At 68.1% G+C, this 12,448-nt stretch carries 11 protein-coding genes and 1 tRNA gene; 4 read left to right on the top strand and 8 right to left on the bottom strand.

Annotated features, from left to right (window positions below):
* Nucleotides 1-31: 31 nt before the first annotated feature.
* The gene (locus DNK54_RS05380) at nt 32-520 is read right to left on the bottom strand and encodes a hypothetical protein (protein WP_110205947.1); all 489 of its coding nucleotides are present in this window, start codon (nt 518-520) and stop codon (nt 32-34) included.
* A gap of 184 nt (nt 521-704) precedes the next feature.
* A tRNA-Leu gene (locus DNK54_RS05375) sits at nt 705-790 on the bottom strand.
* 74 nt (nt 791-864) lie between these two features.
* On the opposite strand from DNK54_RS05375, the gene DNK54_RS05370 reads away from it, so the two are divergent.
* Together DNK54_RS05370 and DNK54_RS05365 are read left to right on the top strand one after the other, a co-directional pair.
* Entirely contained in the window at nt 865-1,473 is a 609-nt protein-coding gene (locus DNK54_RS05370) for an ANTAR domain-containing response regulator (RefSeq protein WP_275426246.1), read from the top strand.
* Nucleotides 1,474-1,617: 144 nt separating this feature from the next.
* Nucleotides 1,618-2,922: an ABC transporter substrate-binding protein gene (locus DNK54_RS05365; RefSeq protein ID WP_110205945.1), complete on the top strand. Its 1,305-nt coding sequence runs from the start codon at nt 1,618-1,620 to the stop codon at nt 2,920-2,922.
* A 101-nt stretch (nt 2,923-3,023) separates the two neighbouring features.
* Here the strand turns inward: DNK54_RS05365 and DNK54_RS05360 are convergent, their stop codons facing one another.
* The 4 genes from DNK54_RS05360 to DNK54_RS05345 are packed head-to-tail and all read right to left on the bottom strand — an operon-like array spanning nt 3,024 to nt 7,142.
* Complete coding sequence (locus DNK54_RS05360; protein ID WP_110205944.1) at nt 3,024-3,791, bottom strand: ABC transporter ATP-binding protein; 768 nt, start codon at nt 3,789-3,791, stop codon at nt 3,024-3,026.
* Nucleotides 3,788-4,753, bottom strand: a complete 966-nt coding sequence (locus tag DNK54_RS05355; protein ID WP_110205943.1) for an ABC transporter ATP-binding protein — start codon at nt 4,751-4,753, stop codon at nt 3,788-3,790. The genes DNK54_RS05360 and DNK54_RS05355 overlap by 4 nt, the downstream gene beginning before the upstream one ends.
* Nucleotides 4,743-5,741, bottom strand: coding sequence for a branched-chain amino acid ABC transporter permease (locus DNK54_RS05350; protein WP_110205942.1), 999 nt, complete (start codon nt 5,739-5,741; stop codon nt 4,743-4,745). The genes DNK54_RS05355 and DNK54_RS05350 overlap by 11 nt, the downstream gene beginning before the upstream one ends.
* Nucleotides 5,742-5,753: 12 nt before the next feature.
* A complete protein-coding gene (locus tag DNK54_RS05345; RefSeq protein WP_162602315.1) occupies nt 5,754-7,142 on the bottom strand; it encodes a branched-chain amino acid ABC transporter permease in 1,389 nt (462 codons plus the stop codon).
* Nucleotides 7,143-7,389: 247 nt separating this feature from the next.
* Here DNK54_RS05345 and DNK54_RS21030 point away from each other — a divergent pair, with 247 nt between their 5' ends.
* Nucleotides 7,390-7,953 (top strand): GNAT family N-acetyltransferase, encoded by a 564-nt coding sequence (locus DNK54_RS21030; RefSeq protein WP_162602314.1) that lies wholly within the window; start codon nt 7,390-7,392, stop codon nt 7,951-7,953.
* A gap of 4 nt (nt 7,954-7,957) precedes the next feature.
* On the opposite strand, the gene DNK54_RS05335 is transcribed toward DNK54_RS21030, so the two are convergent.
* Nucleotides 7,958-8,401, bottom strand: a complete 444-nt coding sequence (locus DNK54_RS05335; RefSeq protein WP_110205939.1) for a hotdog fold thioesterase — start codon at nt 8,399-8,401, stop codon at nt 7,958-7,960.
* Nucleotides 8,402-8,455: 54 nt separating this feature from the next.
* Here DNK54_RS05335 and polA point away from each other — a divergent pair, with 54 nt between their 5' ends.
* Nucleotides 8,456-11,167 (top strand): DNA polymerase I, encoded by a 2,712-nt coding sequence (gene polA / locus DNK54_RS05330; protein ID WP_110205938.1) that lies wholly within the window; start codon nt 8,456-8,458, stop codon nt 11,165-11,167.
* 2 nt (nt 11,168-11,169) lie between these two features.
* Here the strand turns inward: polA and DNK54_RS05325 are convergent, their stop codons facing one another.
* On the bottom strand, nt 11,170-12,399 hold the full coding sequence (locus DNK54_RS05325; RefSeq protein ID WP_239459934.1) for a lipopolysaccharide biosynthesis protein: 1,230 nt from the start codon (nt 12,397-12,399) through the stop codon (nt 11,170-11,172).
* Between the last annotated feature and the right edge of the window lie 49 nt (nt 12,400-12,448).

The raw sequence follows: 12,448 nt of genomic DNA, 5'->3' as shown, positions 1-12,448 counted from the left end.
CGACCGCGTCTGTTGCAGGTGACCGCTCGGGTCATCGCTTCGGCCCGATCAGCGCATCCAGCGCGGCCACCCCGGCTCGGGTCGATACCGAGGTGTGCACGGCGGAGGAGCGACGCCACGGCACTCCGGCCAGGTCGAGTGCGTCCTGGCAGATCCGATGGATGTCGTCGGACCGGTTGCTGAACTGCCATCGGGGGTACGCGTAGCGTCTGGTCACGCCGTTCTTGAGGGGCCGCGTGGCCCAGTTGGCAACACGGGCCCCGTCGGAATGGAACAGGCCGCGCAGCAGCGCCGCTGGCTGGTCGTGGACGATCCTCTGTTGCCATCGTTCGAGGGCGATTCGTCGGGTGTGCTTGGGCCCTCGGCCATGCTGCGGGAACAGGCAGGGCCAGTGCATCCACCACATAGCCGTGATCACGCACCCGGGCCGGTGCCGCTGGTAGGGACTCCCGGTCGGCTTGATCCGACTCAGGAGCATCGGGAGCCGAGCGTTGGTCTCGACGTAGCGAGCGTCGTTCACGATGCTCAACACCCTGTTGCGGCCACGCCCGCGAGCAAGGTGGCCATCGCCGAGGTACCAACCCAGAATCTCGGCGTAGGCGAGCTCGTCAAGGTGCGCGCCGTGGCATCTCGGACACTCCGAGGCTTTCTGCCTGTACACGCTCTCCAGGATGGAGAGGGGGACCGACAGGATGTCGAGATGCTGGTGCCGGGTGTGGGATTCGAACCCACATGCCCTTTCGGACAATGGTGTTTGAGACCATCGCGTATACCGTTCCGCCAACCCGGCTGGGGGCTGGCAAAGAGTAGCGCACTGCGGCACCAGTACCGCACCCGCGGGGGCGGATCCCCTACCCTGTCTCCGTGACAGATTCCGCCCAGCAGCCCACGGCCGCGCGCCGCGTCGTCATCGCGGAGGACGAGGCACTGATCCGGATGGACCTGGCCGAGATGCTGGCGGAGGAGGGGTACGACGTCGTCGGTCAGGCCGCTGACGGCGAACGAGCGATCGCACTCGCGGAGGAGTTGCTCCCCGACCTGGTGATCTGCGACGTGAAGATGCCCAAGCTCGACGGCATCGCGGCCGCAGCGCGGATCGCCTCCCAGCGGATCGCGCCGGTCGTCATCCTGACCGCGTTCTCCCAGCGGGAGCTGGTGGAGCGGGCTCGTGACGCGGGCGCGATGGCCTACTTGGTGAAGCCGTTCACCCGAAGCGACCTGGTGCCGGCGATCGAGATGGCAGTGAGCCGGTTCGCCGAGCTCGCCCAGCTCGAGGGCGAGGTGGCCGACCTGCACGAGCGGTTGGAGACGCGCAAGATCGTCGACCGGGCGAAGAGCGTGCTGCAGACCCAGCTCGGGCTCACCGAGCCCGAGGCGTTCCGCTGGATCCAGCGGACCGCGATGGACCTGCGCTACTCGATGCGCCAGGTCGCTGAAGGCGTCGTGGAGCACGGCCCGGAGATCTCCGGCTAGACCAGTCTCGCGAGCTCGGCTACCAGCAGGTCACAACTTGACAACGAGACATGACCTGGGTCACATGGAGCGCCCTGATTGGCAGTAGTTTCAGGTCAATTCGACGGTTCCTCGTCGGAGACTTCGCTGATCAACGGAGGCTTCATGAAGCGCAGCAGCACCTTTGCTCGAGTCGCCACCCTGGCCCTGGTGGGTTCGCTCGCCCTGGCCGGTTGTGGGTCCGACTCCAAGGATGACGACAAGGACGCCACGGACAAGCCCAGCACGTCCACGTCTGAAGGCTCGGGTAGCGAGACCCCGGCTGGGGCGAAGAAGGGCGACGGCAAGCTGGTGATCGGCACCCTGCTGCCGCAGACCGGTGACCTCGCCTACCTCGGGCCCCCGGAGTTCGCCGGCGTCCAGCTCGCGATCGACGAGATCAACGCGGCTGGTGGCATCGACGGTCAGCAGGTCACCCAGGTCAAGGCGGACTCCGGCGACGGTACGCCGGACATCGCCGGCGCCTCGGTCGACAAGCTGCTCGGCCAGAACGCCGACGTGATCGTGGGCGCGGCCGCCTCCGGCGTCTCGCTCAGCGTGATCGACAAGATCGTGAACGCCGGCAAGGTCATGTTCTCCCCGGCCAACACCGCCGCCGCGTTCGACACCTACGACGACAAGGGCCTCTACTTCCGTACCTCGCCCTCCGACCGGCTCCAGGGCCAGGTCATCGGCAACATGGCGGTGGAGGACGGCTTCTCCAACGTCGCTGTGATGGCTCGCCAGGACGCCTACGGTGAGGGTCTTGCCGAGCAGGTCAAGGCGACCCTCGAGGAGAAGGGCGCCAACGTCGCCGAGTACATCCTCTACAGTGCCGAGGCCGAGAACTTCACGGCCGAGGTCAACAAGGTCGCGGCCGCCAAGCCGGACGCGATCGTCCTGATCGGCTTCAACGAGACCACGAAGATCGTCCCGCAGCTGATCTCGAAGGGCGTCGGCCCGCAGGACGTCCAGTACTACTTCGTGGACGGCAACATGGCCGACTACTCCGACCAGAAGTTCGACCTGGCCGGCGTGAAGGGCACCTTCCCGGCACCCGCCGAGGTGGACAAGACCTTCAACGACAAGCTGCTCAAGGTCGACCCGAAGATCAAGGACTTCACCTACGGTCCGCAGGCGTACGACGCCGTCATGCTGATCGCCCTGGCTGCTCTGGCCGCGGGCGATGACGACCCGTCCGCCATCGCGGCGAAGATCGTGGAGATGTCCAAGGACGGCACGAAGTGCACCACCTGGGCCGACTGCTCCGAGTTGGTCAAGGCCGGCGAGGACATCGACTACGACGGTGTCTCCGGTCCGACCGACATGAACGACTCGGGTAGCCCGAACAAGGCGACGATCGGCATCCAGGAGTACGCCAAGGGCAACAAGTACTCCCAGATCGACAGCGTCACCGGCATCCTCGAGTGAGCTGACAGCACCGCAACGGAGGTGGGCCCCGACCGTACGGTCGGGGCCCACCTTCGTTGTGCGGTCCGCCGGCTGCCGCGATTGCCGCAGCCGCTGCCTTCCTAGGCCTTCGAGAGTGTCCCGAGGTAGAGCTCGATCACCTTCGGGTCCGTGGCCAGTTGCTGGCCGGTGCCGGTGTAGGCGTTGCGTCCCTGGTCGAGGACGTAGGCGCGGTCGCAGATCTGCAGGCACCGTGCGGCGTTCTGCTCCACCATGATGACCGAGACTCCCGCCCGGTTGATGCGACGGGTCTGCACGAAGACCTCGTCCTGCATGACGGGGGAGAGGCCGGCCGACGGCTCGTCGAGGAGGAGCACCGAGGGGTCCATCATCAGGGCCCGGCCCATCGCCACCATCTGCCGCTCGCCGCCCGAGAGCGACCCGGCGCGCTGGTGCCGCCGTTCGCCAAGGGTGGGGAAGAGCGAGCAGACGAAGTCGAAGCGCTCCGTGAAGGACTGGGGCCGCTGGTAGCAGCCCATCTCCAGGTTCTCCTGGATCGTCAGCGACCCGAAGACGTTGTTGGTCTGAGGCACGAACCCGATACCGGCGGCGACCAGGGTGTCGGCGCGCTGGTTGGTGATCTCCGTGTCGCCGAGACGGACCGTACCGGAGTGGATCTTGACCAGCCCGAAGAGCGCCTTCAGCAGCGTCGACTTACCGGCTCCGTTGGGGCCGATGATGCCGACGAGCTCCCCCTTCTTGCAGTAGAGGTCTGCACCATTGAGGATGTTGACGCCCGGCAGGTACCCGGCGATGAGGTCGTCGGCCCGCAGGACGGCGCCGTCGGCGTGGGCCAGGTGTGCGGTGCGCTCCGGAGTGGTGTCGCTCACTGCTCGTTCTCCTGCTCCTCGGCCAGCTCCTGCTGGGCGGCGTCGAGGATCTTCTCCTCGGCTTCGAAGGTCAGCTTGGTGTCGTGGTGGGCGCCCAGGTAGGCGTCGATCACCCGGGGATCGGCCATGACCGAGTCCGGGGGTCCCTCCGCGATCACCTGACCCTGAGCCATCACGACGACCCAGTCGGAGATGTCGCGGACCATGTCCATGTCGTGCTCGACGAACAGGACCGTGCGGCCCTCGTCCCGCAGCGACTTCACGTGGCCGAGCAGGGACTGCTTGAGCGCCGGGTTGACGCCTGCCATCGGCTCGTCGAGCATCACCAGCTCGGGGTCGACCATCAGTGCCCGTGCCATCTCCAGGAGCTTGCGCTGTCCACCGGAGAGTGAGCCGGCGAAGTCCGCGGCCTTCTTGTCCAGGAGGAACCGAGCAAGCAGGTCGTGGGCACGGTCGGTGTTCTCGTTCTCCTGGCCGCGCCAGAGCGGAGCGAAGAGTGCGGCCCACCAGCGCTCGCCGGTCTGGCCGCGCGCCGCGACGCGCATGTTCTCCAGCACCGTCAGCCGGGAGAGCACCTTGGTGAGCTGGAAGGTGCGCACCATGCCCAGCCGGGCCACCCGATACGCCGGCATCCGGTTGAGCTTGGTGCCGTTGAAGCTCCACGTGCCGTCGTCGGGCCGGTCGAACCCGGTGAGCAGGTTGAAGAAGGTGGTCTTACCTGCGCCGTTCGGCCCGATCAGCGCGGTGATGACGCCACGTTGCACCTCCAGGTGTGCCACGTCGACGGCCTTGAGACCGCCGAAGGCCCGAGTGATGCCGTCCGCGACGAGGATCGGGTCGGGCTTCGCTGCCCCCGGCTCGCGGGCGACGTCGGCCAGAGCGGCGCGTGCGGCCGCCGACCGAGCCAGTCCTTCCTCGCTCGAGGTCTCGATGTTGGTCGGCAGTGAGGTCTCAGCGGCCATCGATCGCCAACTCCCTTCGGTCGCCGAAGATGCCTTGTGGTCGGAAGATCATCAGGAGCATGAGGGCTAGCCCCATGACGATGAACCGGACCAGGGACGCCTGCTGGTTGGTCATGATGGAGGAGGGGATCAGTACCGAGCCGACGTCGTCGGTGGCGGCGCTGAAGAAGAGGTCGAGGAACGTCAGCAGGAACCAGAAGATGATCGCTCCCACGACGGGGCCGAGCACGCGTGCCGCTCCGCCGATCAGCAGCACGGTGTAGGCGAAGAAGGTGACGTCGGTGGCGAAGAACGATGGGTTGATCGCGGCGCTCTTCAGTGCCGTGACGAAGCCTGCGAGGGCACCGATCATGCCGCCCAGCATCAGCGACTGCATCTTGTAGTAGTAGACGTTCTTGCCGAGGGAGCGGACCGCGTCCTCGTCCTCGCGGATCGACTTGAGGATCCGGCCCCACGGGCTGCGCATCAGCAGCCAGACCACGAGGCAGCAGAGCGCGACCACGAACCAGCCGACCAGAACGACCCAGGCGTCGTTCTTGCCCCAGGAGACGATGCCGAGGTCGACCGGGCCGTCGAACGGGTTGAGGGCGCGGAAGTCGGCGGAGAAGGCAGTCAGGCCGTCCTGCGCGCCGAAGTACTTCTTCAAGGCGATGGAGCCGTAGACCTGCCGGACGATCTCCGCGGCGGCGATGGTCACGATCGCCAGGTAGTCGGCGCGCAACCGCAGGGTCGGGATGCCGAGCAGGATCGCGAGGACCGCGGTGAGTCCGAGTCCGGCCAGCATCGCCAGCCACAGTGAGACGTCCCACTGGGTCACGAACATCGCCATCGTGTAGCCGCCGACGGCCATGAACGCGGCTTGGCCGAAGTTCAGCAGGCCGGTGTAGCCGAAGTGGATGTTGAGGCCGATCGCAGCCAGGCAGTACACGATGGCACTGGTGCCGAAGGCCTGCTGCAGCGAGTCGGAGAAGAGTGAGCTGAAGTCCATGGTGGTTCCCTCCTATCCGATCCGCTCTCGTCGACCCAGGATTCCTTGGGGTCGCACCATCAACACCACGATCAGGACGCCGAGGGCGCCGACGTACTTGAGCTCGTCGGGTACGACGAGTGTCGAGAGCTCGATGAAGATGCCGATCACGAACGCTCCGGCGATGGCGCCCCAGACGGTGCCGAGGCCGCCGAGGCAGACCGCGGCGAAGATCATCAGCAGCGCCTTGTAGCCGACCTGGTAGTTGAAGCCCTGGGTGACGCCCAGCAGCGCGCCCGAGAGCCCGGCCAGGGCGGCCCCGAAGACCCAGACCCGGTTGATGACCCGCTCGACGTTGATGCCTGAGGAGGCGGCGAGGGCCGGGTTGTCGGCCACAGCCCGGGTGGCCTTGCCGAGCCGGGTGTACTGCAGCAGCAGGCAGGCGACGACCAACACGGTCACCGAGACGATGAACACGGTGATCTGCAGGCTGGTCACCTGGAGCGGGCCGAAGGTCATCGGCGAGATGTTGGTGTACTGCGAGTAGTTGTGGTTCTGGCCGCCCGCGAAGTACTGGTAGAGGTTCCGCAGGAAGATCGAGAGGCCGATGGAGACGATCATCATCGCGATGACGCCGGTGCCCCGCCTGCGCAGCGGCAGCCACAGCCCCTTGTCGTTGAGCCAACCGAAGATGCCGGAGGCGAGGAAGCCGACCAGGCAGGCGACCACCACCGAGAAGTCGTGGCCCGCGATCGAGATGCTGCCTGGGAGGCTGTCGATCGCGAAGGCGATGAGCGCGCCGAAGGTCATCAGCTCACCGTGGGCGAAGTTGGTCAGCCCGGTGGTGCCGAAGACCATGTTGAGTCCCAGCGAGGCCATCGCAAGGATCGAGGAGTAGACAAGTCCGGTGGCCAGCAGGTTGACCGCGAGATCCCAGTTGGAGGGCTCCACGATCTCGTCGTCGATCGGGAACGTCACCGCATAGTCCGTCTGCAGTTGGAGCTTCTGGGTGACCCGCTCCACGTCCTTGGGGTTCTGCAGCGCGGTGCCCTCGGGCAGGGTGTCGGTGTCGATCTTGATCCGGTACTGGTTGCCGAGCACGTCGATCGCGTTGCCGAGATCGATGTCGGCGAGGCCATCGGCATCGGTGACGGTCTCGCCGATCGGCGTGCCGTCCAGCGTCTCCACGCTGACGCTGACGCCCGGGACGGGATCGTTGGCGTTGCCCCGACGGTCACGCAGGCAGACCCGCACGTGGATGGTGTCGTCGTCGCGCTCCGCCTTCGCGCAGTTGGCGCCGGCGGCGGCTTCGTCGGCGACCGCGCCAGAGGCCGCGCTGGCGGTGCTCGACCAGAACAGGCCGAACAGCCCGGCTAGGAGCGCGATCAGGACGGAGATGCACGCGAGTCGTCTCAAGGGCATAGTGCTCCTGCCTCGGGCCGGAAAGTGCTTCAGCGGTTCGCCAACGCGGCGACTATACGTGACTTGGGTCACATCCATGCGATGTGACCTGGGTCGCTTCACATTAGGGGTCAGCACTTGTCGGCGGACCCCGGATTCGACAACAACCAGGCAACGATCCGATATCGGTGGTCCTCTGGCACGGGTGTTCGACGGGGCGTATTCTGAGCGCCTGACCGTGGGGGTTGGTAGGAAGCTGGGGTGCGTGATGAGCCGCTCGTGCGTTGTCCTGCGTGACGCCGTTCCGGAGGACGCTGCCGATCTGGTCGCGCTCTGGGCGGACTACCTGCCGCGTTCGATGGCTCCCGAGGACGACATGCGCCTGGTGATCAAGCGTGCGGAGGAGGCTGCCGGCGACCGGATCGTCGTGGCGACCTATGAAGGCGCTTTCGCTGGCGCGGTCTACCTGCAGGTGGCGCCGCGTTCGGTCGTCGACCCGGAGCCGGTGCTCAACCTGCTCCTGACCGGGGTGGTGCCCACCTTCCAGCGACACGGGATCGGCCATGCGTTGATGGAGGCCGGGGTTCAGCAGGCGGAGGTCGCCGGCATTGCCCAGGTGCGCTCGGCGTCCGCCAACAACTCCAGGTCGGCGCACCGCTTCATGGCGCGGCTTGCCCTGTCGCCGGTGGCGATGCTCCGGACCGCGCCGACCCACGTGGTGCGCGCGAAGCTGGCCGCGCAGCGGCCCCGGACCCCCGGCGCCCCACGACCGTCGCTGTCGGCGGTGCTCGCCCAGCGGCGCAGCCAGCGCCGCCAGCTCGAGTCGAGCTGAGGGGTCAGCCGAGCCGGTCGGCAGGCACCAGGGTGCAGGTGATCCGCGACGTACAGACCCGGCGCCCGCGCTCGTCACTGATGACGACGTCGAACGAGGCCATCGTCCGCCCCAGGTGAATCGGCGTGGCGACACCGGTCACGGTGCCGGAGGAGGCCGCACGATGATGAGTCGCGTTGATGTCGACGCCGAGCGCGATCCGGTCCGGGTAGGCGTGGATCGCCGAGCCGATGGAGCCGAGGGTCTCGGCGAGCACCACCGAGGCGCCACCATGCAGGAGGCCGTAGGGCTGCGTGTTGCCCTCCACCGGCATGGTCGCGACGACCCGCTCGGGGGTCACCTCGACCAGCTCCACGCCCATCTTCTCATTGAGCCGGCCCATGCCCTGCGGCATCTGCGCCAGCAGGGTGTCGATGTCGATGCCAGCCTGCGCTCCCGTGTCACTCATGGGCACATTCTGGCCCACCCCGGTCGCACCCCGCGCACTGGATAGAGTCGAGCCGTGACCACGACAGCCGAGCCCGCCGCCCGCCCACGTCTCCTCCTGCTCGACGGCCACTCGCTCGCCTACCGGGCCTTCTTCGCGCTCCCGGTGGAGAACTTCTCGACTGCCTCGGGCCAGAACACCAACGCGGTCTACGGCTTCACCTCGATGCTGGTCAACGTGCTGCGCGACGAGCAGCCCACCCACGTGGCGGTGGCGTTCGACGTCTCTCGGCAGACGTTCCGAACCGAGGAGTACGCCGAGTACAAGGCCAAGCGCAACAAGACGCCGGGTGAGTTCAGCAGCCAGCTGCCGCTGATCGAGCGGATGCTGGACGCCTTCTCGATCCGCTACCTCAAGTCGCCCGGCTTCGAGGCCGACGACATCATCGCGACCCTGGTCACCCAGACCTTGGCGGAGACCGGCGTGAGCGAGTTCGACGTGCTCATCCTGACCGGCGACCGGGACTCCTTCCAACTGGTGAGTGAGCGGTCCACGGTCCTCTACCCGATGCGCGGCGTCTCGGACCTGGCGCGGATGACCCCGGCCGCGGTCGAGGAGAAGTATGGCGTCCCGCCGCACCGCTACCCCGAGCTGGCGGCGATCGTCGGCGAGCAGTCCGACAACCTCCCGGGGGTCCCCGGGGTGGGTGTGGGCTTCGCGGCGAAGTGGATCAACGCCTACGACGGACTCGACAACGTCATCGCGCAGGCCGACAAGATCTCCGGGAAGAAGGGTGAGGCGTTCCGGGAGCACCTCACCGACGTGATCCGCAACCGCCGCCTCAACGCGCTGGTCTGCGACCTCGATCTCGGCGTCGCCATCGACGACCTGGCCCGGCAGGAGTGGGACCGTGCCGCCGCGCTGGAGCTCCTCGACGAGCTGGAGTTCCGGGGTGAGCTGCGGACCCGCATCCTGGACGTGATCGCTCCGGGCGAGGAGGTCGCTGTCGAGGCCGGAGTGCAGCTCGACGGCGCGGTGCTGGCGCCCGACGCGGTCTCCGCCTGGCTCGGGGCGCTCGGTACGGAGACGGTGGGTCTCAGCGTGCGTGGCTCGTGGGGGAGCGGCACGGGTCGCGTCACCGGGCTGGCGCTGGCACTGGCCGACGGCCGGGCGGCGTACGTCGACACGGAGGCGATGAGTGTCGCCGACGACGCAGCGGTGGCGGCATGGCTTGCGGACCCGACCCGGCCGAAGGTGCTCCACGATGCGAAGGGGCAGCTGCTCGCCCTTGCGGCGCAGGGCTGGAGCCTGGCCGGAGTGGTCGAGGACACCGCGCTGGCCGCTTACCTGGTGGCGCCCGACCAGCGCTCCTACGACCTGGCAGACCTCACGCTGCGCTACCTGCACCGCGAGCTGGCCGCCTCCGAGGACCCCGACCAGGGCGAGCTGCTCTTCGACGAGGGCACCGCCGAGACCGGCATCGCGACCACCGCGATGGTGCATGCGCGGGCCACCCTCGATCTCTCGGCCGAGCTGAGCGACGAGGTGGAGCGGGCCGGCGGCCGTGGGTTGCTCACCGAGGTGGAGATGCCGCTGGTCGGGATCCTGGCGGCGATGGAGCAGACCGGCATCGCCATCGACACCGACCGCCTGGAGGGGCTCGAGACTCACTTCGGCGAGGAGGTGCGCAACGAGGCGGAGGCGGCGTACGCCGTGATCGGCAAGGAGATCAACCTCGGTTCGCCCAAGCAGCTCCAGGTCGTGCTCTTCGACGAGCTGGGCATGCCCAAGACGAAGCGCACCAAAACGGGCTACACCACCGACGCCGATGCGCTGCAGGGCCTCTTCAAGCAGACCGAGCACCCGTTCCTGCTGCACCTGCTGCGCCACCGCGAGGTGATACGGCTGCGCCAGACCATCGAAGGTCTGCTCAAGACCGTCCAGCCGGACGGCCGCATCCACACGACCTTCCACCAGACGATCGCCGCGACCGGTCGCCTCTCGAGCACCGAGCCGAACCTGCAGAACATCCCGGTGCGGACCGAGGAGGGGCGCCGGATCCGGGAGAGCTTCGTCGTCGGCAGCGGCTATGAGTCGCTGATGACCGCCGACTACAGCCAGATCGAGATGCGGATCATGGTGCACCTCTCCGAGGACGCCCTCCTGATCGAGGCATTCCGCTCCGGACGCGACTTCCACGCGGAGACGGCGTCGCGGGTCTTCGATGTCGCGCCCGACCAGGTCACGCCCGAGATGCGGGCCAAGATCAAGGCGATGAACTACGGCCTCGCCTACGGACTCTCCGCGTTCGGGCTCTCCCAGCAGCTGGGCATCGAGCCTCGCGAGGCGAGCGGGTTGATGGAGGAGTACTTCGAGACCTTCGGCGGGATCCGCGACTATCTCACCGGCGTGGTCGACGAGGCGCGCCGCACCGGCTTCACCGAGACGATCATGGGACGCCGCCGCTACCTGCCCGATCTGACCAGCGACAACCGGATGCGTCGTGAGGGTGCTGAGCGGATGGCCCTGAACGCGCCGATCCAGGGCTCCGCGGCCGACCTGATCAAGGTCGCCATGCTTCGCACGGATCGGGCGTTGCGCGATTCCGGCCTCACCTCGCGCATGCTGCTCCAGGTGCACGACGAGCTCGTCTTCGAGGTGGCTCCCGGCGAGCGGGAGGCGTTGGAGGCCCTGGTGCGTGCCGAGATGGCCGGCGCGGCGGAGCTCACGGTGCCCCTCGATGTCTCCGTCGGCACCGGGCGGAGCTGGCACGAGGCCGCCCACTAGCGCTAGGTCGCGGCTCGGGCGGGCTCCTCGCGGAGCCTGACCAGGCTCAGCGTCAGCAGGCCGAGGAACAGCACAGCGTCCACGGTGATCACCACGGCCAGCAGTCCGGAGACCGAGTCGGTCGTCAGCCCGACGGCCACCAGCAGCACCAGTGCCGACCACACGACCGCGATGGAGCGGCGGCCCTGGCGGGCGACGACCGAGTAGACGAGCACCTGCAGCAGCGACAGCACCGTGCCGAGCAGGCCGAAGAGCCAGAGCCGGTGCTGCAGGTCGGCGTACTCGTCGCCGCCGACGAAGACCAGAGCCAGGCCGGAGAGCGCCGCAGCGCCAGCGGTCGCGAGGGTACCGAGGGCGAACGCGGCGGCGAGTGACCGGAGCAGGGCGGTACGCCGCTCCTGGGGGGTGCTCATCGAGGGGAAGGCCAGCACCACCACGAACTGGGGAAGGAAGAGCACCGCCTTCGTGAGGATCAGCCCGCCCGCGTAGAGCCCCGCCTCGTGCTCGGGAAGCAGGTTGCGCGCGACCAGCACGTCGACGTTGGAGAGAGCGAAGAAGGCGAAGAGCGCTTGCGAGTTGGTCACGGCCTCCCGCAGCACCTCGATCGCCGCGCGCCGGGGCGCCGGGGCGCCGGGGCGCCGGCCCAGGGCGACGGCACCGACGATGACCGGCGCCCACTGGCCGAGGGCGACACCGATCATCGCCGTGACGGTGTCCGGGCGCCAGGCGACCAGCGCGCCGCCGACCAGCACACGAGGCACCCCGTTGGCGAGGAAGAGAAGAGCGAGCGGTGCCCACCGGCGCTGCCCCTGCAGGATGCCTGCCTGACCGCCCATGACCGTCATCGGCAGCACCACCATGGCAACCAGGGCCGCCGAGAGCAGGCTGTCCAGACGCAACAGCCTGTCGACGGCGGGGGCGAGGAGCAGCATCAGCACGGCCACGGCGAGGCCGGCCCACCAACTGACCCTCATCACGGCGCCCGCCGTCGCGTCTGCTTCCTCGGGTGCCGAGGCGATCCTGCGGGCGGCCGCGGTCTGCACGCCGAGCTGCAGCACGCCGATCACCAGGATCAGGGCCATCAGCCCGGCGAACGCGCCGTAGTCACCGGGCCCGAGGAACCTGGCGGCCAGCATCGTGAACGCATAGGTGCCGATGTTCATCACCACGATGGCGACCGCGATGCTCCCGGCTCCGCCGAGCAGGCGGGGGCGGCGGGTGGGAGCAGGCACGAGGGTGGAGTCTTCCATACGGCCGGTCGGCGACCGGCGCGGTGTGAAT

It is taken from the genome of Nocardioides daejeonensis (genome assembly GCF_003194585.1).
Taxonomy (GTDB): domain Bacteria; phylum Actinomycetota; class Actinomycetes; order Propionibacteriales; family Nocardioidaceae; genus Nocardioides; species Nocardioides daejeonensis.
This window is presented reverse-complemented; position numbering and strand designations above follow the sequence as displayed.